Raw genomic sequence first — 20,700 nt, 5'->3', positions numbered from 1 at the left:
TATATATTTATCCAAAGGGGGATTTTAAATGAGTCAAACTAATAGAATAGAAGCATTTAGACAAGAATATATTAATTCTAAACCTATGATATGTTGTGAAAGGGCTAGAATTTTTACAGAATCACATAAAAAAACTGAAGGAGAAGCTATATGTATAAGAAGAGCTAAAGCTTTTTTGGAAACATGTAAAGAACTTCCTATAAAAGTTTTTGAAAATGAATTAATTGTGGGTACAGCAGGAAAATTTAGAAGAACAGGGATATTGACACCAGAATTTTCTTGGCAATGGGTAGACAAAGAAATGGATACTTTTGATAAAAGAACTCAAGACCCATATGTAATATCAAAAGAACAAATAGAATTTATAAGAAAAGAAATATTTCCATATTGGAAGGGAAAATCTTTGGAAGAAGTTTTTTTAGCAAGAATTCCAGAAGACACAGCTAAGATATTAGTAGATACAGGTATAATAGATAATGATTCTAAGTGGAGACAGGCAGTAGGTGAAGTAACACCAGATTATCAAGATATACTGTTTGTGAAAGGATATAAAGGGATTAAAGAAGATGCAGATAAAAAAATAGAAGAGTTAGATATATCAATTTCAGAAAATATTGAAAAAATAGACTTTTACAAATCTGTTTCTATAGTTGCAGAGGGGATTATGACATTGGCAAAAAGATATTCAAATCTTGCAAAAGAGATGAGTGAACAAGAGACAGATGAAAAGAGAAAGTTAGAACTTATAAAAATTTCAGAGATATGTATGAATGTACCAGCAAATCCACCAACTAATTTTTATGAAGCAATACAATTTGTATGGTTTGTTCAACTAGGTGGTATTCTATCAGAAAATCCATTAGCATTAAATTTAGGTAGATTTGACCAATATATGTATCCATATTATGAAAATGATGCTAAAGAAGGTAAAATAACTGAATCAGAAGCTCAGGAATTGATAGAAGCCCTTTGGATTAAGTTATCAGAATGGGTATGGACTATATCAGCAAATACAGCAAATTATTTTGCAGGATATAATCAATTCCAAAATCTTACTGTTGGTGGTAAAAAGAGAAATGGTACTGATGGGACGAATGATATCTCATATATGTGTTTAAAAGCTACAGAAAGTGTAAAAACTCATCAGCCAGGGTTAAGTGTTAGAGTAAGTCAAGGAGCACCAGATAATTTCGTTATGGCAGTTGCTAAATTAGTAAAACAAGGTACTGGTTTTCCTGCTATACACAGTGATAGTGCAGGTGCACAAATGTTACTGCAAGATGGATATGATGCAGAAGATGCTAGAGATTGGAGTAACTGTGGTTGTGTAGTACCTCATTTTAGAAAAACAGGACAGTGGACTTCAGCTGTAAACATCAATTTTGCAGTAGCTTTAGAATATGCTATGAATGAAGGTAAGAGTAGATTAACTGGAGAAAAAATGGGGCTAGATACAAAAAATATCACAGAATTTACTTCTTTTGAAGAAGTTAAGGGTGAGTTTTTAAAGCAATTAGCATATCTTATCAAGAATTCTGTTATAGGAACTACTGTTGCTCAACAAATTCATAAAGAAATGGTACCAAGACCGTTTTTATCTACTTGTGTAGATGGATGTCTGGATAAGGGGACTGACTTAAGTAAAGGGGGAGCAAAATATAATATAGGACCTGTATTAACTGGTATAGGGTTAGGTGTAGTTTCAAATTCATTAGCAGCTATAAAGAAACTAGTATTTGAAGATAAGGTTACTACACTGGAAGAGTTAACAAAAGCACTAAATAATGATTGGGAAGGTTATGAAGAGTTAAGAAAACTAGCATTAGATGTTCCTAAGTATGGAAATGATAATGATTATGTAGACTCATTAGCAATTGAAGTTTCTGATTTTTATTATACTGAAACTAGAAAATACAAGGATATATTTGGTTCTAAATTTAATAGTGCATTTATGGGAATATCAAACTATGTACCAACTGGAAAAATTGTAGGTGCAACTCCATGTGGAAGAAAAGCAACAAAACCTTTGACAGAGGGAGTTTCTCCATTTGTTGGTACTGATACAACAAGCCCACTAGCAGCTATGAAATCTGCATCAAAAATAAATCATGATGTTCATACTGGTGGAACACTTTTAAATTTAAGACTTAATCAAGATTTAATAGAAACAGAAAGAGGGCTTAGAAATCTAACGTCTATGGTTAAATCATACTTTGCTTTAGGAGGATTCCATGTACAATTTAATACAATAGCAAATGATATTCTATTAAAGGCTCAAGAAAATCCAGAGGAATATAAAGATTTATTAGTGAGAGTTGCTGGATATAGTACTCAATTTGTTAATTTATCAAGAGAAATGCAAGATGCTATAATAGCTAGAAATTCACATAGTAATTTTTAATTATGAGGTAGATTATGAGTAGAAAAGGTAGAGTTGTAAAAGTACAACATTTTTCAGTAAATGATGGAGATGGAATAAGGGCTACTATATTTTTAGAAGGATGTAAATTAAAATGTAAGTGGTGCTCTAATCCAGATTCATGGAGCAATATAGTAAAGCTAGGTGTTATGAAGGATAAATGTGTATCTTGCAATAGGTGTATAGATGTTTGTCACCAAAATATAAGTTCACTATTTGATAGAACGCAAATAAACAATAAATGTGATTTATGTGGAGAATGTGTTAAAGCATGCCTTAAAGATGCTATATGTATAATGACCGAAGAAATGAGTGTTGAAGAAATAGTAAAGGAAGTTGAAAAAGATTTTATATTTTTCTTTGAATCTAATGGAGGGGTAACTTTTTCTGGAGGAGAACCCACACTTCAGATTGATTTTTTAAGAGAATTAGTTGATGTTTTTTATGATAAAGGTATAAATATAGCAATTGAAACTTGTGGATATTTTGATTGGAATAAAGTAAATGATGTATTTGAGAAAATAGACCATATATTTGTAGATATAAAATCTATGGATGATAATATTCATAAAGAATATACAGGAGTAAGCAATAAAATTATATTAGATAATATATGTAGGATTTCAAATCTGAATAAATCTATGGTTATAAGAGTACCAATTATCTATGGAGTAAATGATAGTGAAGAAAACATAAGAAATACTGCATTATTTGTAAAACAGAATGTTCCAGGAGGAAAGATGGAATTACTCCCATATCATAAGTTTGGAATTGATAAATATAAGGCATTAGGACTTGAAGATTATATATATGAATTTGATGAAATTTGTAACAATCATATGTTAAAATTAAAAGAGATAGTAGAACTTACAGGAGTAAAAATCATAGAATACAAATAGCTATCAGGAGGATTTTAACATGGAAAATAAATTTCCTAATGTAGGAGAAAATTTAAGGTTATTGAGACAAGAAATGGGCCTAAGTTTAGATAAAGCCTCGAAGATGACAGGAGTTAGTAAAGCAATGCTTGGCCAGATTGAGAGAGGTGAATCGAGTCCAACAGTATCTACCTTATGGAAAATTTCATCTGGATTTAAAATAAATTTTACTACACTATTAAATGAAAATACAAATACTTATGAAGTTATAAAAAAAGAAGAAGTAGAGCCTATTATTGAACAAAAAGGGAATATGAAGTTATATCCAATATTTCCTTTCAGTCCTCAGAGAAGGTTTGAACTTTTTATAATTGAGCTTGAAGAAAATTGCACTCATGTTTCATCTACACATAGTCATGTTTTAGAAGAGTATGTACTTGTGATAGAAGGGAAGCTTGACCTTAATGTAAATGGGAAAACTTATATTTTAGAGTCTGGACATTCTATTAGGTTTGATGGAACGTTAGAACATGTATATAAAAATTTAAATAAAGGGAAAACTATATTTCATAATATAGAAGTTTATAGATAATTTTATGGTTATCCTTTTCTAAAATAAATGACAATTTTAGAAAAGGATAACTTATTTTTATAATGTCGAAAAGATTTATATATATGTGCTGATGTTATTGTTTTTAAAAAAACATAAAAGCATTATAATAATATTAATAAAATAGAATAAAGAGGAAGATAATATGATTATAAAGATTTTATTGACAGTATTAGTATTAGCATTATTGTATATTCTGTATAAGTATGAAACTAAAAATATAGAAACGACAGAATATACTATTTTCAACAAGAAGATTCCAAAAGAATTTGATGACTTTAAAATAGTTCAAGTGAGTGATTTACATAATAAGATGTTTGATAAAAATAATAATAAGATATTGATAGATAAAATTGAGTCATTAAATCCAGATGTTATATTTATAACAGGAGATTTAGTTGATGGAGAAAATAAAAATTTTCAAGTTGCATTAGATTTAATAGATAATTTGGTAGAAAAATATGAAGTATACCATATAATTGGAAATCATGAACAAAAATCTTTGATAAAAAAGTACAAGCATCTATATAAAGGTTATTTTAAGGAGTTATATTCAAAGAAAATAATAAATATGGAAAATGAATCTGTAAGAATATATAGAGGAGATAGTTATCTTAATTTATATGGTTTAATTATACCGTTAGAATGCTATCCATATTTTTTTGCTAATAATAAAAAGTTAGAATTAAGTGACAATTTTATAGAAGATAATCTGGGTAAAGTAAATGAAAATGAATATAATATACTTTTAGCTCATACACCATTTTTCTTTGAAAAATATGCAAAATGGGGAGCAGATTTAGTTTTAGCTGGACATGTTCATGGTGGCATAATAAGAATACCTTTTATTGGAGGTGTATTATCTCCAAATAGAGAATTCTTTCCTAAATATGATTGGGGAAAATATGAAAAAGATAATAGCACTATGATTTTAAATAAGGGCTTAGGAGGTTCAAAAGTTCTAATTAGACTTAATTGTAAACCAGAAATAGTTAAGATTATATTGAAGTCTAATTAGTAAGACTTTGCATATAAACATCAATAACATATAAATAAAGTTGATGTGAAATCCAGTTAAACATGTATAATGACCAATTTTGAATAATTGTTGAATTAATAAAAATAAAGTGCTATTTTTAGCATAGAATGTTTAAAATATGGGGGGTAGTAAAAAATCATGGGTGATACAAGTAGATTTTATGAGTCTGTAAGAAATAAATATCCAAAATTAAAAGATGGAACGAGGGTTCATATGTGGCCAAAAGAAAACATCATAATTGGTCCTATTTATGATGAGGCAAATGGATATAAAAAAAGTATAGGAAATGTGGATAGCTTAAGTTGGAAGCAAATTGTTGTACTGGTAGAATGTGATGGGAAAAATACTACTGAAGATATAATAAATATATTATTCAACAGATATAGAAATATCCCTGATGTGAGAGAAAAAGTGATGGAATTTTTTATGTTTTATGAGAATGTGTATTTAACTTTTGAAGATGAGATACAGACATTATCAAGTGTATTTGAGATAACAGGAAATAAAACATATCTAACTCCTTTGTATTTTACTATAGAAATAGACGGAAATAATAATACAAATAAGTATTTCTCTGAAATCACAAGTCTATTAAAGTGTATGTATGAGAAAGGCTGTAGATTTATAGAGGTTATTGGTGAGGACATTTTAAAAAATAAAAATATGAGAGAAGTATTTCAATATATGCTAGACCATTTTGATTTAGTTGTAGTAACTAAGGATAGTTTTACTATTGATAGTAGCTTAATAAAAGAATTAGATAATTATCGCCATAAAGTGATATGGAAAGTATATTCAAAAAATGATGATACACATGTTAAATTAAAAGAAGATATAAAAATAACTAGTTTAATAAAAAGAGGACATACGGTAGTAAGAGGAGACAGGGAAAAAGCAATAAAAATAGAGGATATGAGATTTAAAGATACAAAGGAGAGGTTTTCAAAATATGGTGCAGAATGGAGTCATTTACACATTTCTTCTGATGGTAGCGTAAAATCTTATTCACTTCAAAAAGATAAAAGAATTTATTTAGGCAATATATTTGACAATTCCGTTGAAGAAATTTTCTTAGAGATGCAAAATAGGATTGATAAACTAGAGATTATGTATCAATAAGTATTAAAATTAAGTTTTATAGGGGATTTGTAGATTGTCTATTTAAGTTTGTGTCAATAATTATAATGAGGTGATATAACTTGTTAAAATTATTGAACAAATTTTTTTATGATGTTTTACTTAAATGTTGGTTTTTTATGATGTTATGGATTTTCAGAGAACTTTTTACAAATTTCAAAATAACTAAAAAATTTAAATTTCATAAAATATTTATGTAAAAATCATATAAAATTCATATAGTTAATGTATTATATAAAGTATAGAAAGACTAGCTTAAAAACCATAATATAATACCCTATTGTAATGATAACCCTCCCTCACATCCTCAAATAGAGTTATCATTACAAGAATTAATCCATAAATTTAAAATTTATGGTTTTTTTTTATTTAATTTGTTTTATTATATTAGAATATGATTTATTATAGAATATATAATAAGTAATATAGAATACATTAATTAAGTTTTTGACATGTAACTATACTAATAAGGAGGAGTATTTATGAATGTAAATAATCACAAGTGCCCAGAGTGTGGTGAACATAGTAAAAAGTTTGAAATAGTAGAGGAAAATGAGGATTGTGTAACATTTGAATGTTACACTTGTGGAACTATATCTATATTAAAGTATTGTGAGAACTGTAAAGAATTTGTATTTGTAAATATTCCAAATAATGTGGAGACATATGAATATTGTTGTGGAAAATGTAATAATAAGATTTAATATAATAAATATATGCAATTTCATGTACCATTTATACCAATCTCATATAAAATTCATATATAAAATGTATTATATAAATATAGAAAGAACTAGCTTAAAACATAATATAATTACCCTAAAATTATAATGACAACTATCCCTCACATCCTCAAATTATAGTTGTCATTATAAAATAACTTGGCTGTTTCAAAAATGTGAAATCATTTTAGGAACAGCTTATTTTTTATAAAAATAAAGAAGGCAACGGGAAGCCTTCTTTCGTGTAAAAAAAGTTTAATTTTTTGTTAAGATTTGTTTGTTATTTTATATTACCTTTATAATATGTTTTTATTTGAAGGTTGGCAATGGATTTTGCATAACTGGTCATTATTAATGTAAAAGTGGAATACTATTAATAAATAATTATTACAAAATTGTAATTATTATTTATTAAGTAAATGAGTAAAATAGTATATTAATGGGTATATAATTAAGACAATACTAGTTTGGGGAGGATAAAACTTATGAATTATAAAACAATCATATTAAATAGAAAGTCTGTTAGAGAATATAAAAACACAGATATTGAAGAGGAATATCTTAGTGAAATTAAGAAATACTCAGAATCTTGCAAGAAACTAGTTCCAGAAATAGATGTTGATATAAGAGTTATGAATAGAAGTGATGTTTTTGACAATTTAGATAAAGTGGCAGGATATAAAGGGAATATGATAGATTCTCCAAGTTATATTATAATATTATCTGATGTAAAAGATAATTACATTGAAAATTCAGGGTACATAGGAGAAAATATAATCTTCAAAGTAACAGAACTTGGAATAGGTTCTTGTTGGGTTACTTTTGAAGATAGCAAAAAGGTAAGAGAAAAACTTGGAATTAATTCAGATAAAGAGGTAACAGGAATTATAGCTATTGGATATGGAGAAAATGTAAGTAGCACTAAAGTATTAAATGCTACAAAGACTGGGGGAAATTATTCAAAATCTGATATGCAAGTTGTAACAGATAATGGTTCTTCTAGACTAGGGGTAGAAGATGTTGTTTATATGAATGAATGGGGAAATAATGCAAATATAGAAATATTAGAAGAAAGAGCACTTCTTGATGCATTTCACTATGCAAGATTAGCTCCATCTACATTAAACAGACAACCATGGAGATTTATAGTTGATGGAGGTACTGTAGTTTTAGCAGTTCGAAAAGATGGTCATACTAATTTATATGAAGAAAAAATAGATGTAGGTATAGTTATGCTTTATTTTGCAACAATAATAAGTGCAACTATGTTTGAGTTAAAATGGAATTTAGGTACTCCAGATAAAGATTATAAAGTACCAGAAGACTATAAGATAGTTGGATATTGTAATATATAAGGTAATTTAATAATTAATTTAACTACACTTAAATTAATTTTTATAAAGAGTTCAATAGCATTCTATAATATAATGTTATTGAACTTTTTTATTTATTACATCTATGAATAAAAAAATACCTGTGAATTTAAATGCTTACAATTTTGTGCATGAATAGAGAGGTATATTATTTTATTAGACTGTATACTTTGCTTGGAGGTAATATCAAATGGAATGGATAAATAAATTAAATCAAGCTATTACTTATATTGAAGATAATCTTGAAAGTGGAGTAGATTATGCAGAAGCAGCAAAAATCGCATGTTGTTCAACCTTTCATTTTCAACGAATGTTTTCATATATTGCAGATGTGCCATTGTCTGAATATATTAGACGAAGACGTATGACTAAAGCGGCATTTGAACTACAGAATAGTAACATTAAAATTTTAGAACTATCCGAGAAATATGGTTATGATTCACCAACATCTTTTAATAGAGCTTTTCAAAATATACATAATATTTCCCCATCTGCAGCTAGGGCAAAGGGAGTTGTTTTAAAAGCATATCCTAAGATGACATTGAGTATTTATGTAAAAGGGAATGTAGAAATGCAATATCGTATTGTAGAAAAGAAAGGATTCCGTATTGTTGGTATAAAAGAAAGTATGAATATGATTGTAGAAGAGTGTTTTGATAAAGTTCCTAAGCTATGGGCTAAATCCATAAAAAATGGAACAATTGATAAACTTTCAGAGTTAATAAATAACGAACCTCATGGATTGCTTGGAGTTAGTGTATGCACAAATAGTAAAGGGTTAGATTATTATATTGCTGCTCCAACAGATAAGCCTGTATTAGAAAATACTCATGAATACTTAATACCATCAGGTACATGGGCAGTATTTGAATGTGTTTCTCCAATGCCAAATGCTTTGGCAATACAGGAATTGCAAAAAAGAATTATTACTGAGTGGTTACCAAGTTCTGGATATGTGTATGCTAATTTACCAGATATTGAACTTTATCCTAATGGCGATATCAATGCTCCTAATTATACTACAGAAGTTTGGATTCCAATTCAGAAGCAATGTTAAAATTAATAAATAACATGAAATTCTAAAATTACAGGCTTAAAATAGCCTGTTATTTTTTTGTAAATATGGAAAGCAAGCTTGACATAAATGGAATATAGTTGTATAATTATGGAAAGTAAACTTTCCATAATTAAGATATTAAAGGGGTACAGATGTGAAAAATAGATTAGAAGAAATAAGAAAAGAAAGAGGCATAAAACAAGAAGAACTTGCCTCTGCTTTGCAAGTATCAAGACAAACTATAGGTTCATTAGAAAATGGTAGATATAATCCTTCTATCATCTTAGCTTTTAAGATATCTAGATACTTTGATATGAGTATTGAGGAAATATTTATTTATGAGGAGGAGTAAAAATGAAAAAGAATATGTTATATGTTGGAATTGTATATTTTATTTGTGGAATTTTACTTGTTTTGTTGGCTACATTTACTGAGTTTTCATTTGAGGCTTTTATTTGGGGATTATCTGGAGCTGCTTTAGGTCCTGGGGTATGGATGATTTTTCAATATATGTATTGGAGTAAACCTGAAAAAGCAGTAGAGTATGAAGAAAAGATAAAAAATCAAAGGATAGAGATGAATGATGAAAGAAGAATTATGTTACGTGATAAATCTGGACGTATTACTAATCAAATCATGTCTTATGTTTTCGTAATTCTTATATTTATTGTTTCTATATTGAGTGTATTTTCTGTAGTGGTAATAAGCAATTGGGTTTTAGTTGTTCTTGGACTGCTTATTTTATTTCAATTTATTTGTGGTGTTGTTGTATATAATAAATTAGATAAAAAGTTGTAATAAAAAGTTTAAATTCATAATAAAAATGTTGGATTTTTAAACTTTAGATTCTTAAGGCAGTTTTTGAATGTATCTTTATATACAATTATATAAATTTATAAAAAGCCATAAGTATATATTGTATTTTGTGGCTTTTTGTGGTTAAAGATTATAGATTGCAGTAGAGAAAGAATTAAAAAGTAATGAATTAATTAAGATTCCATATCATACAAATTATAAAATTGTTTCTCAACTAATTTATCATAAAGATAAATGGTTGTCTAAGAATCTTTGTGATTTTATTTCTATTGTTAAACAGATGTGCTAAATTATCATATAGATTAGGGATTGTTGGGAGCTCCTTTTTTATACAAAAAAGGAGTTAATTCAAATTGTTATACTATTCCCTTGTCAATCATTTCTTGTATCATTCCAGCAAATCCAAAGCTATTATACATAAATAAAACTACATCCGTATTACTGTTTTTAATTATCTCATCATAAGTCATATCTATATTTTTAATATATCTAGGATCTAGTATTTCGAGTTCCTTAAAAGTATCAGCCAACATCCAGGTCATAGGTGCTTGATACGAATCTCTAAATATAAGGGCCTTTTTATTAGTTAAAGAGCTTGAATTTCTAATTTTAAGTATGTTACAATCACAACCTCTCATATAAGCTCCACCATAGTCCCATTCTTTTTTATCTTTTAATTTTGCTTTTATGATATTTTCATTAATCTCAGTGTCTTTAGTACCATTACTAATAAAATATTTGTACTTTGCATCACTTATTTCAACATAGCTTATAGACTCTTTTTTCTTAAGTGGATATCCCATCTTTTTGTTATAACTACCTATAAAGACCTTGTCATTTACATATCGAGTACTGTATCTTTTTAAATGGTTATCTATTTCTGATTTAGATAAGCCAAGGTCTAATTTATCAAGCATAAACTTATACTCTTCAAATGCACCTAACGAATTTCCGTGATGGTCTGTTTTTAAAAAGAAGTTTTCTCTTTCTTTTTCGGTAAAACTTCTATAAAAGTAATCATCTGTATCTAAGAAATTTATATCTGTTAACTGCTTTTCTAAGTTTTCTTTGTTAATATCTATATTATTTTTACCTTCTATATCACTTGGATATAAGTGCTTAAGCATATTTGTCTTATGAGGAAGTGAAACAAAGTAAAAATCCTTTTTACTATTTAAGTTACTCAAGTTATTAATGGCTTTGGAGTAAGATTTTATATGATAATCAGGTAATAATTTAGCAAATTTGCCTAATAGCCATCCATCCTCAGTTAGATAATATTTTTGTTTAATTTTTTTATTTTGACTCTGCGTAATATGAGCATTAAAAACTTCTTTCATTGTAATATAATTTTGTTTATTATTAAAGCTAATTAAGCCCATCAATAATATCACTGATACTATAAGTATATTATGTCTTTTATTCAATATTCTATATCTCCTTCCTTTTATTTTGATTAGCTTATTTTTACCAAAGCAATAAAAAAATAAACAATAAAAAGCCTCTATTAAATTTTGAATTTAATAGAGGCTTTTTATTGGCTACTTTATTCCTTTATCTATCATTGAATCTATCATTGAATCAAACCCAGAACTATTATACATAAACATTACAATATCTGCATTACTTTCTTCAATTATTTCTTTGTATGTTTTATTTATTGAGCTTATATTTCTAGGGTCTGCTATTTCTACTTCTTTAAACATATCAGCAAATAAAAGTGTTGTAGGAGCCTGATATGAATCTCTAAATATTAGTATTTTTTTATCTACTAATGCTTTAGGATTTTTTATAGTTAATATATTAGTTTTAGCTCCTCTAATGTATGCACCACCATAATCCCACTCTTTATCATCTCTTTTAGTTGCATAAACTTCTTTTTCTTCTTTTTCTTTCCCATTTATATCAAATTTATAATCTTGGTTGTCTTTTGTCATATAAACTATATATTCATTTTCTTTAATTAGCATATCTATATTTTGATTATAACTTCCTACAAACTTCTTATCAGTAACTATAGACTTTTTATAGCTGTTAAAATGCTTGTCCAAATCTTGCTTAGATAGACCTAAGTCCATATTTGATGCTATCATCTTGAAGCCTTCAAATGCTCCATATCCAGTCCAGTGATGGTCAGTTTTAAAATATAAATTTTCTCTTTCTTTATCTGAATAGTTACTTAAAAAATACTCATCCATGTCTATATATTTAATTAAATCTGGATTTAATGTATTTTTAAAATTCTTTAAATTTGTATCTATATTATCCATATTATCAGTATACTTAGGATATAAATGCTTTAGCATATTAGATTTATGTGGCATCATTGTAAAATACACATCTTTTCCCATATCTTTACTTAGGCCAGATAAGTAATTAATAGACTTTTTATATCTACTCAATTGGTTTTGGTCTAAAGTTTTTGGAAACATACCTAATATCCAGTTATCTTTTCCTAAATAATAGTTACCTACCTTAGTTTTATTTAAACTAGCTTGAGATTTTGTATTTATTGATATCATTTCATCTCTAAATGGAAAATGGTCATTAAAATACTCTTCAAATTTAGCTATGTAGTTACCTTTTTTTAAATTTTCTATGGTCGGTAATTTTGCAAGATTTCTATTTTCAGTTATACTTAATTTTTTCTTTGGAAGTGTAAAGCTTAATATAAAAAATCCAAATATTATAATTAAAAATGAAATGGCAACAACCCTTGGTTTATTTTTATTCATGTCTATACCTCCAAAATTAGAATCTAAAGTATAAGAATGGATTATAAGTTGAGCTACTTAACATTACCATTACAATAAACATACAAGCAACAATGAAAGCCATATTAGCAACTTGACACACTATGCCATTTAGTGTATTTTCATTATTTTTAGTTACTAATGACTTTATAACTTCTACAATAGGAGTTGATAGAAGGATTGCCCCAACAATTACATACCAATATTCAATCATAAATACATTGAATGCATTGCTGATAGCTGGATAATTTCCAGCACCAAACATAATGCCTATAAATTTAATAGCTTTTGGTAAATCATCTACTCTAAAGAATACCCATCCAATCATGACTATAAGAAGTAAATATATGTGTCTTATAATTCTTGGCATCTTATATAGAAACTTTTCTAAGAATGCTTTTTCTACTGATATTAATATTCCATAATATAGACCCCATATAATAAAAGACCAACTAGCTCCATGCCACATACCAGTTAAACACCATACTACAAATAGATTTCTATATAGTTTTGCCCTAGAAACTCTACTTCCACCTAATGGGAAGTACACATAGTCTTTAAACCAAGTACCTAAAGATATATGCCATCTTCTCCAAAACTCAGATACTGTTTGAGATATATATGGATAGTTGAAGTTTTCTAAAAACTCAAATCCAAACATCTTACCTAGACCAATAGCCATATCACTATAGCCACTAAAGTCATAGAATATTTGAAATGTATAACAAACTATACCTAGCCATGCCTCAAGTCTTGATAAATCTCCAGCTGACTTATTAAATACACCATCTGCGATTATACCTAATTGATTTGCTAGAATTACCTTTTTTCCAAGACCAGCAACAAATCTGTTTACGCCTTGAGTAAATTTGTCCCAATTGTGTTCTCTATGCTCAATGCTATCTGCCACAGTCTGATATCTAACAATAGGACCTGCCACAAGTTGAGGGAATAAACTTATGTATAATGCTAGATTAGTTAATTTTCTTTGTACTTTAGCATCATTTCTATATACATCTATTACATAGCTCATTATCTGGAATGTAAAAAATGAGATACCTAAAGGTAATTTAATCTCAGATATAGTTATATTTGTATTGAATAAAAAATTAATATTATCTACAAAGAAATTGCTGTACTTGAATACACCAAGAATAGATATATTGTAAATCACAGAGAGTATAACCCATATTTTTTTATCTTTACTGTCAGAAACTTTAATACCAAATATATAATTAACTATTATTGATAGCGTCATTAAAAGTATATATTTTGGTTCTCCCCATGCATAGAATGCAATACTTGCTAGAAGTAACATAGCATTTTTATACTTAGGATTCACCAAATAATAGCAAATGAGTGTGACTGGAAAGAATAAAAATAAAAATATTAAACTACTGAATATCATATTAGACTCCTTATTTTTTATATTTACCACTTCTTTTCTTAACCAAATAAATTATATCTTTATTTAAAATATATAGCAAAGGAAGTATTTTCAAGTTTTAAGTAGTTAATTGTACAAATTTAACTGTGTTTTTGCAATTTTAATTAATATATATGTAAATTTTGATTTTTTACATAATTTTTTTAAAATGATATAATATTATAATGAATTAATAAAGCTCTTATAATAAAACAATAAAGAAAAATCAAGGATATATTACTTAACTATATGTGTTTGCCTTTGGTTGTGGCTCTATACAGTTCATTAAGATAGATATTGTTTATATCTATAATTTCAAAAAGAACTCTTTATTAAGTATTGGGGTCAGAATACTTTCAGATATGCTTTATTACAAGTTTGTTTTAAATGACAAATACTTTAAAATAATATCGAATCGTTATACTGAATAATGATGATTGATATGCAAGGCTAGAAAACAAAGATGAAAAAATATTACAATAAAAAAACTCTTTAGTATATACTAAAGAGTTTTAATTTATTGGTGCCGCTGATGGGACTCGAACCCATATGGTTTCCCGTACGATTTTGAGTCGTATGCGTATGCCAGTTCCGCCACAGCGGCTTATATTTTAAATCCGAGTTACTTGTATATCCTACCAAATTTTCCAAGAATATGCAAGAGGAATATTGAATACAAAATACTCATCAAACTGTAAAACATTATAAAAACTTATGAATCAACAGAGTTGATTTTGAGTCCTTTGTATTTATCAATTCCACCACTCGGGCATGTCATGTATATTATTATAGCAAAAAAATATATTATTTGCAACATATTTAATTTTAATATACTATTATTATTATGGGAATATTAAATAACAGTATATTGGTATATAATATATATGTTACAAAAATAGATAATTTTTAGGAGTGATACAATTTGGAAAAAAAATTAATTATAATAGATGGAAATTCAATAATAAATAGAGCTTTTTATGCTCTACCAGAGATGAATAATAAAGAAGGGTTAAAGACCAATGCTATATATGGATTTACAACAATGCTATTTAAAATGATAGATATATATAAACCAACACATATAAGTGTAGCTTTTGACAGGAAAGCACCTACATTTAGACATTTAGAATATAAAGAGTATAAGGCTGGAAGAAAGGGAATGCCAGATGAATTGGCAGAACAATTACAGCCATTAAAGGACCTTTTAGATAAATTTAAAATAAACAGGTTAGAAATAGATGGCTATGAGGCAGATGATATTATAGGAACTGTTTCTAAAAAAGCAGAAGATAATGGATATCAGGTATACATAGTAACTGGAGACAAAGATGCTATTCAACTTGCCTCAGATAATACAACTACTCTTATAACAAAAAAAGGAGTTGGAGAAGTAGAAGAATATAACTTTAATTCTGTGATTGAAAAATATGAGATGACCCCAACACAGTTTATTGATTTAAAAGGTCTTATGGGAGATAAGTCGGACAATATACCTGGAGTACCTGGAATAGGTGAAAAAACAGGTATAAAGCTTATAAAAGAGTTTTCTAGTATAGAGAACTTAATAGAGAATACAGATAAGCTTAAAGGTAGTGTAAAAAAGAAAATAGAAGAAAATAAAGAAATAGCTATTCAAAGTAAAAGACTTGCAACTATTATAAGAGATGTACCAATAGAAGTAAATTTAGATAGTATGATTTTTGGTGATTATGATAAAGATGAACTTTTAGATAAATTTAGATATTTTGGATTTACAAGTCTATTATCAAGACTAGTTGATTTAGTAGATTCAGATGATACAAAACAAGTAGAAGAAAAAATAGAAATATTAAAATTAAAAGACATAGAAAAATTTATAGATGAAGTAAATAAAAAAGGACAAGTTATTTTAAAAACTGTTAGAGGACAAGGTAATATACTTGAAAAAAATATAATATATATTTTTATAAGTGTAGATGGAGAAAAAATATATTATATAAATTCAGATGAAATAACAAAATTAGATAGCGTACTTTCAAATAACGAAATCAAAAAATATGGATATAATTTAAAAGATGATTATATATCTTTAAAACCATATAATATAAATTTAGAAAATATGTATTTTGATATAACAATAGCTGAGTATTTAATAGATTCAACTTCATCTACTTCATATGATTGTAGTGCAATAGCTATGAAGTATTTATCAAAAAAGGTTAAATCAAAAGAAGAATTATTAGGAAAAGGTGTTAAATCTAAAAACTATGAAGATTTAGAATTTGAGGATTTAGCTGAGTATATGGGTCAAATAATATGCACAGTTAAAGAAACAGTTCCTATGATGGAAAGAAGTCTAATAGATATGAGTATGGATGGTCTTTTTTATCATGTAGAGATGCCTTTAGTAGAAGTTTTAGGGCATATGGAGTATGAAGGTATAAAAGTAGACAAAAGTATATTGAATGAATTGAGTGTAGAGTTTAAAGAAATAATAGCTACACTAGAAAAGGAAATTTATGAATTATCAAAAGAGCCATTCAATATAAATTCACCAAAACAATTGGGTGTTATATTATTTGAAAAATTAGAGCTTCCAATAATTAAAAAAACTAAAACTGGATACTCAACTAATGCAGATGTTCTAGAAAAATTAAGAGATAAACATCCAATAATAGATAAGATAACTGAGTATAGACAAATAGTAAAGTTGAATTCTACTTACGTTGAAGGGCTTTTGAATATAATAAATCCAGAAAGCAATAGAATTCATTCATCATTCAATCAAACTATAACAACTACAGGAAGAATTTCATCTACAGAACCAAATCTTCAAAATATACCTATAAAAATGGAAATGGGTAGAAAAATAAGAAAAGTGTTTATTGCAGATGATAACTGTAAGTTGGTTGATGCCGATTACTCACAAGTAGAGCTAAGAGTTCTTGCACATATGAGTCAGGATGAAAATATGATAGAAGCATTTAAACATCATGAAGATATTCATACCAAAACAGCTTCGCAAGTTTTTAATGTTCCTATGGAAGATGTTACTAGTGAATTGAGAGGTGCAGCTAAAGCTGTAAACTTTGGTATTATATATGGTAAAAGTGACTTTGGCCTAGCTGATGATTTAAATATACCTGTTCCAAAGGCGAAAGAATATATCGAAAGTTATTTTGCTAAATACCATAAAATAAAAGAGTTTATGGACACAACAGTAGAAAAGGCTAGTGAGGATGGATATGCTGTAACAATTTTAAACAGAAGAAGATATATACCAGAAATAAAGTCAAGTAATTTTATGGAAAGAAATAGAGGAAAGAGATTTGCAATGAATGCACCAATACAAGGAAGTGCAGCAGATATAATAAAAATTGCTATGATAAATGTTCATAAAAAATTGGAAGAGAATAATTTGAAATCAAAACTTATACTACAAGTTCACGATGAATTGATAGTTGAAGCAATTGATGATGAAATAGATATAGTTAAGAAAATAGTAAAAGAAGAAATGGAAAATGCCGTAAATATGGATGTTCACTTAGATGTAGATTTAAATGTAGGTAGTTCTTGGTATGAGACAAAGTAGGTGATTTTATGTTGATATTAGGACTTACAGGAGGAATAGGCTGTGGAAAAAGCAGCCTATCAAATATATTTAGGAATCTTAACATTTCTATAGTGGATGCTGATATTATATCTAGAGAAATATTTGATGATAAGTTGTTATTAGAAAAAGTGTTTGACCATTTTGGACAAAATATAAAAAATGATGATGGAACTCTAAATAGAAAAGCTCTTGGTAAAATAGTTTTTAATAATGAAGAAAAACTTAAGGAGTTAAATAATTTGACTCATCCACGAATAAGAGAAAAAATAATAAGTGAAATAGAAGAAGTAAGAAAAAAAGGTGAAAGTATAGTAGTATTAGATGCAGCAATATTGGTAGAAAGTGGTTTTTTAGAGATGGTTGACAAGCTATTAGTGGTTACTTGTAAACAACAAGTACAAATTAGTAGAATACAAAAGAGGGATAATTGTAGTGAGCAAGAAGCACTTAGTAGGATAAATTCACAAATGAGCCAGGAAGAAAAATCCAAATATGGTGATTATATAATAGATAATTCGGGAACAATAACTGAATTAGAAAGTAAAGCACATAAATTTATTGAGTACATGAAGGAGAATTGGCGTGAATAGTAAGAAAGTATTGATTCTATCTATTTTTATAATCTTATTTGGAGCACTATTAATGGAAAGCAAAGTAATACATAAATTTTTATATCCTAAAAAATATTCAGAATATGTAGAAAAGTATTCTAAAGAATTTAATTTAGATGAAAATATAGTTTACAGTGTTATAAAAGCCGAAAGTAAGTTTAATAGTTCTGCTGTTTCAAAAAAAGAAGCAAAGGGATTAATGCAAATATTAGATATAACTAGAGATTGGGGAGCAGAGGAATTAAATCTAAAAAATGTCGATATTTTCGACCCAGAGACTAATATAAGACTTGGTTGTTGGTACTTAAATAAGTTATACAAAGAGTTTGGTAAATTGGATTTAGTAATAGCTGCATATAATGGTGGTTCAGGTAATGTGAGAAAATGGTTAGAAAATAATGAATATAGTAAAGATGGAGAAAATCTACATGATATACCCTTTAAGCAAACTTCAAAGTATGTAGAAAAAGTTAAAAATAATTATAAACATTATAATGAGATATATGGCAAGAAAGGAAAAAACTAATGAAGAGAATAAAAGTCTTAACAGTTATTTTAGCTATAACTCTTATGGTAGTTGGTTGTAGTAATACTAAAACAAAACAAAGTAGTAGTGATTCAAGTTTAAAAAGTCAAAGTTCTATAGATGCTAAATATATAAACTTAACTATGGTAACTCCAAAAACCATAAACCCTATAATTAATACTGATAAATCTGTTGGTTATATAATGAATTTGGTTTATGATGGTTTATTTACTATAGATGAGAACTATAATGTGACTCCTCAATTAGTTAAGGAGTATAATATAGCTCAGGATGGAATGAGTATAGATATAAAGCTAAAAGATGCAAAATGGCATGATGGAAAAGCTGTTACTTCAAATGATGTAAATTATACTATTGGTTTAATTCAAAAAAGTGCAGATAGCCCATATAATGAACTTATCAAAAATATAGCTTCTGTGAATATTAAATCAGATAAAGATTTTACAATAAAATTTAAAGCTAGATATGCTTTTTCTATTGACAGTTTAATTTTTCCAATAGTATCTCAAAATCATTTAGATTCTAAAGATGTAAATGACAAGAATAATAATATGATTGGAAATGGGAAATATAAAATAGAATCATATACAGAAAGAGAAGGAATGGTTTTATCTGTAAACAAAGATTATTATGAAGAAGTTCCAAATACCATGAAGAATATAAAAGTGGGTATGGTGCCTAATGAAGATGCAAGAACCTCTATGGTTATGGCTCTTGATAGTGATATAACCAATGTTAAATTAAATGATTTAAGTAAGTTTCAAGAAAAAGAATTTAATATAACAAAATATCAAGGTAGAGATTATGAGTGTGTATTATTTAATTATAATAATCCTTTTTTCAAAGATGTTAATTTTAGAAAAGCAATTGCACATTCTATAAATAAAGATAGAATTATTAGTGAAGGTTATATGGATGATGCTACTCCAGTTAATTTTCCACTTAATTCAAAGTCAAAATATTATAATAGCGAAATGAAAGATTTAGAGTTTAATAAAGATAAAGCAATAGAGTGTCTTGCTAAAGTAGAATATGCAAATGTAAACTTAGTAAATCCAAAGGACAATAAAGCAGAAAAAAATCAAAAAAAATCACCTAAAAAGAATACAAAGAAACTTACTCCAGAAGAAGAAGCAAAAGCTAAAAAAGCAGAAGCTGATAGAATCAAAAAAGAAGCTGAGGATAAGAAAAATAGAGAAAAAGAGGAAGTAAAGAAAAGACTTTCTGAGATGAATTTAAAAATAATAGTAAACAGAGATAATAGTGAGAGAATAAAAACTGCAAATATAATAAGTGAAAATTTAAAAGCTATAGGAATAAATAATACAATAAATCAGCTATCAGATAAAGATATGGAAAATGCCCTTAATTCTAAAAACTATGATTTAGCGTTGGTTGGATGGAAACTATCAAGTGTGCCAGATGCAAGCAGTATCATAGCAAGTAGTGGATATACTGATGATAAGTTGAATGGATATATGTCTGCACTTACAAGTTCTGCATCTGAAATTGAAACAAAAAAAGCATACAAAAATGTACAGACATATGTAAAAGATAATGCAACATTTATAAGTTTAGCTATCAGAAACAACTATATTGTAAGTAATAGTAGATTAAAAGGCAAAATTACTCCAAATGATTTTGATGTATATGAGGGAATTTCTAATCTAGATATAAAACCGAATGAATCAAATTAAATTATTGATTGGTATTTAAAAAG

At 27.3% G+C, this 20,700-nt stretch carries 17 protein-coding genes and 1 tRNA gene; 14 read left to right on the top strand and 4 right to left on the bottom strand.

The annotated features are described in order from the left end of the window. Nucleotides 1-28: 28 nt before the first annotated feature. The 10 genes from KGF39_RS01855 to KGF39_RS01810 all read left to right on the top strand — a co-directional run bounded on the left by KGF39_RS01855 (nt 29) and on the right by KGF39_RS01810 (nt 10,033). A complete protein-coding gene (locus KGF39_RS01855) occupies nt 29-2,401 on the top strand; it encodes a formate C-acetyltransferase/glycerol dehydratase family glycyl radical enzyme (RefSeq protein WP_227820967.1) in 2,373 nt (790 codons plus the stop codon). 14 nt (nt 2,402-2,415) lie between these two features. Further along, complete coding sequence (locus KGF39_RS01850; protein ID WP_227820966.1) at nt 2,416-3,318, top strand: glycyl-radical enzyme activating protein; 903 nt, start codon at nt 2,416-2,418, stop codon at nt 3,316-3,318. A gap of 19 nt (nt 3,319-3,337) precedes the next feature. Continuing rightward, the gene (locus KGF39_RS01845; protein ID WP_227820965.1) at nt 3,338-3,889 is read left to right on the top strand and encodes a helix-turn-helix domain-containing protein; all 552 of its coding nucleotides are present in this window, start codon (nt 3,338-3,340) and stop codon (nt 3,887-3,889) included. 163 nt (nt 3,890-4,052) lie between these two features. After that, nucleotides 4,053-4,925: a metallophosphoesterase gene (locus KGF39_RS01840; RefSeq protein ID WP_227820964.1), complete on the top strand. Its 873-nt coding sequence runs from the start codon at nt 4,053-4,055 to the stop codon at nt 4,923-4,925. A gap of 159 nt (nt 4,926-5,084) precedes the next feature. Beyond that, nucleotides 5,085-6,065 carry a hypothetical protein gene (locus KGF39_RS01835; protein ID WP_227820963.1) on the top strand — a complete coding sequence of 327 codons (981 nt, stop codon included), beginning with the start codon at nt 5,085-5,087 and terminating at the stop codon, nt 6,063-6,065. Nucleotides 6,066-6,565: 500 nt separating this feature from the next. Next, nucleotides 6,566-6,787 (top strand): hypothetical protein, encoded by a 222-nt coding sequence (locus tag KGF39_RS01830; protein ID WP_054269644.1) that lies wholly within the window; start codon nt 6,566-6,568, stop codon nt 6,785-6,787. Nucleotides 6,788-7,290: 503 nt separating this feature from the next. Next, nucleotides 7,291-8,160: a nitroreductase family protein gene (locus KGF39_RS01825; protein ID WP_227820962.1), complete on the top strand. Its 870-nt coding sequence runs from the start codon at nt 7,291-7,293 to the stop codon at nt 8,158-8,160. Nucleotides 8,161-8,368: 208 nt separating this feature from the next. Continuing rightward, nucleotides 8,369-9,235, top strand: a complete 867-nt coding sequence (locus tag KGF39_RS01820) for an AraC family transcriptional regulator (protein ID WP_227820961.1) — start codon at nt 8,369-8,371, stop codon at nt 9,233-9,235. A 154-nt stretch (nt 9,236-9,389) separates the two neighbouring features. Then, nucleotides 9,390-9,587 carry a helix-turn-helix transcriptional regulator gene (locus tag KGF39_RS01815; protein WP_227820960.1) on the top strand — a complete coding sequence of 66 codons (198 nt, stop codon included), beginning with the start codon at nt 9,390-9,392 and terminating at the stop codon, nt 9,585-9,587. 2 nt (nt 9,588-9,589) lie between these two features. Next, a complete protein-coding gene (locus KGF39_RS01810) occupies nt 9,590-10,033 on the top strand; it encodes a hypothetical protein (protein WP_227820959.1) in 444 nt (147 codons plus the stop codon). Nucleotides 10,034-10,407: 374 nt separating this feature from the next. Here the strand turns inward: KGF39_RS01810 and KGF39_RS01805 are convergent, their stop codons facing one another. The 4 genes from KGF39_RS01805 to KGF39_RS01790 all read right to left on the bottom strand — a co-directional run bounded on the left by KGF39_RS01805 (nt 10,408) and on the right by KGF39_RS01790 (nt 14,834). Further along, nucleotides 10,408-11,478 carry a hypothetical protein gene (locus KGF39_RS01805; RefSeq protein ID WP_227820958.1) on the bottom strand — a complete coding sequence of 357 codons (1,071 nt, stop codon included), beginning with the start codon at nt 11,476-11,478 and terminating at the stop codon, nt 10,408-10,410. A gap of 114 nt (nt 11,479-11,592) precedes the next feature. Next, entirely contained in the window at nt 11,593-12,786 is a 1,194-nt protein-coding gene (locus tag KGF39_RS01800; RefSeq protein ID WP_227820957.1) for an alginate O-acetyltransferase AlgX-related protein, read from the bottom strand. A 16-nt stretch (nt 12,787-12,802) separates the two neighbouring features. Next, complete coding sequence (locus KGF39_RS01795; RefSeq protein WP_227820956.1) at nt 12,803-14,212, bottom strand: MBOAT family O-acyltransferase; 1,410 nt, start codon at nt 14,210-14,212, stop codon at nt 12,803-12,805. A 539-nt stretch (nt 14,213-14,751) separates the two neighbouring features. Continuing rightward, a tRNA-Leu gene (locus KGF39_RS01790) sits at nt 14,752-14,834 on the bottom strand. A 318-nt stretch (nt 14,835-15,152) separates the two neighbouring features. Here KGF39_RS01790 and polA point away from each other — a divergent pair. Genes polA through KGF39_RS01770 form a run of 4 tightly spaced genes read left to right on the top strand, consistent with a single transcriptional unit; the run spans nt 15,153 to nt 20,677 of the window. Continuing rightward, the gene (gene polA / locus KGF39_RS01785) at nt 15,153-17,801 is read left to right on the top strand and encodes a DNA polymerase I (RefSeq protein ID WP_227820955.1); all 2,649 of its coding nucleotides are present in this window, start codon (nt 15,153-15,155) and stop codon (nt 17,799-17,801) included. A gap of 8 nt (nt 17,802-17,809) precedes the next feature. After that, nucleotides 17,810-18,412 (top strand): dephospho-CoA kinase, encoded by a 603-nt coding sequence (coaE, locus tag KGF39_RS01780; RefSeq protein WP_054273152.1) that lies wholly within the window; start codon nt 17,810-17,812, stop codon nt 18,410-18,412. Then, on the top strand, nt 18,405-18,959 hold the full coding sequence (locus KGF39_RS01775) for a lytic transglycosylase domain-containing protein (protein WP_054273153.1): 555 nt from the start codon (nt 18,405-18,407) through the stop codon (nt 18,957-18,959). The genes coaE and KGF39_RS01775 overlap by 8 nt, the downstream gene beginning before the upstream one ends. Beyond that, nucleotides 18,959-20,677 carry an ABC transporter substrate-binding protein gene (locus KGF39_RS01770; RefSeq protein WP_227820954.1) on the top strand — a complete coding sequence of 573 codons (1,719 nt, stop codon included), beginning with the start codon at nt 18,959-18,961 and terminating at the stop codon, nt 20,675-20,677. Before KGF39_RS01775 ends, KGF39_RS01770 begins: the two co-directional genes overlap by 1 nt. Nucleotides 20,678-20,700: the final 23 nt, after the last annotated feature.

It is taken from the genome of Clostridioides sp. ZZV14-6345, from assembly GCF_020657775.1.
GTDB lineage: Bacteria > Bacillota > Clostridia > Peptostreptococcales > Peptostreptococcaceae > Clostridioides > Clostridioides difficile_D.
This window is presented reverse-complemented; position numbering and strand designations above follow the sequence as displayed.

What these genes read in the sequence shown, in the direction of transcription:
- KGF39_RS01855 (WP_227820967.1), top strand. Translation starts at nt 29, where the DNA reads ATGAGTCAAACTAATAGAATAGAAGCATTTAGACAAGAATATATTAAT.
- KGF39_RS01850 (WP_227820966.1), top strand. Translation starts at nt 2,416, where the DNA reads ATGAGTAGAAAAGGTAGAGTTGTAAAAGTACAACATTTTTCAGTAAAT.
- KGF39_RS01845 (WP_227820965.1), top strand. Translation starts at nt 3,338, where the DNA reads ATGGAAAATAAATTTCCTAATGTAGGAGAAAATTTAAGGTTATTGAGA.
- KGF39_RS01840 (WP_227820964.1), top strand. Translation starts at nt 4,053, where the DNA reads ATGATTATAAAGATTTTATTGACAGTATTAGTATTAGCATTATTGTAT.
- KGF39_RS01835 (WP_227820963.1), top strand. Translation starts at nt 5,085, where the DNA reads ATGGGTGATACAAGTAGATTTTATGAGTCTGTAAGAAATAAATATCCA.
- KGF39_RS01830 (WP_054269644.1), top strand. Translation starts at nt 6,566, where the DNA reads ATGAATGTAAATAATCACAAGTGCCCAGAGTGTGGTGAACATAGTAAA.
- KGF39_RS01825 (WP_227820962.1), top strand. Translation starts at nt 7,291, where the DNA reads ATGAATTATAAAACAATCATATTAAATAGAAAGTCTGTTAGAGAATAT.
- KGF39_RS01820 (WP_227820961.1), top strand. Translation starts at nt 8,369, where the DNA reads ATGGAATGGATAAATAAATTAAATCAAGCTATTACTTATATTGAAGAT.
- KGF39_RS01810 (WP_227820959.1), top strand. Translation starts at nt 9,590, where the DNA reads ATGAAAAAGAATATGTTATATGTTGGAATTGTATATTTTATTTGTGGA.
- KGF39_RS01800 (WP_227820957.1), bottom strand. Translation starts at nt 12,786, where the DNA reads ATGAATAAAAATAAACCAAGGGTTGTTGCCATTTCATTTTTAATTATA.
- KGF39_RS01795 (WP_227820956.1), bottom strand. Translation starts at nt 14,212, where the DNA reads ATGATATTCAGTAGTTTAATATTTTTATTTTTATTCTTTCCAGTCACA.
- coaE (WP_054273152.1), top strand. Translation starts at nt 17,810, where the DNA reads ATGTTGATATTAGGACTTACAGGAGGAATAGGCTGTGGAAAAAGCAGC.
- KGF39_RS01770 (WP_227820954.1), top strand. Translation starts at nt 18,959, where the DNA reads ATGAAGAGAATAAAAGTCTTAACAGTTATTTTAGCTATAACTCTTATG.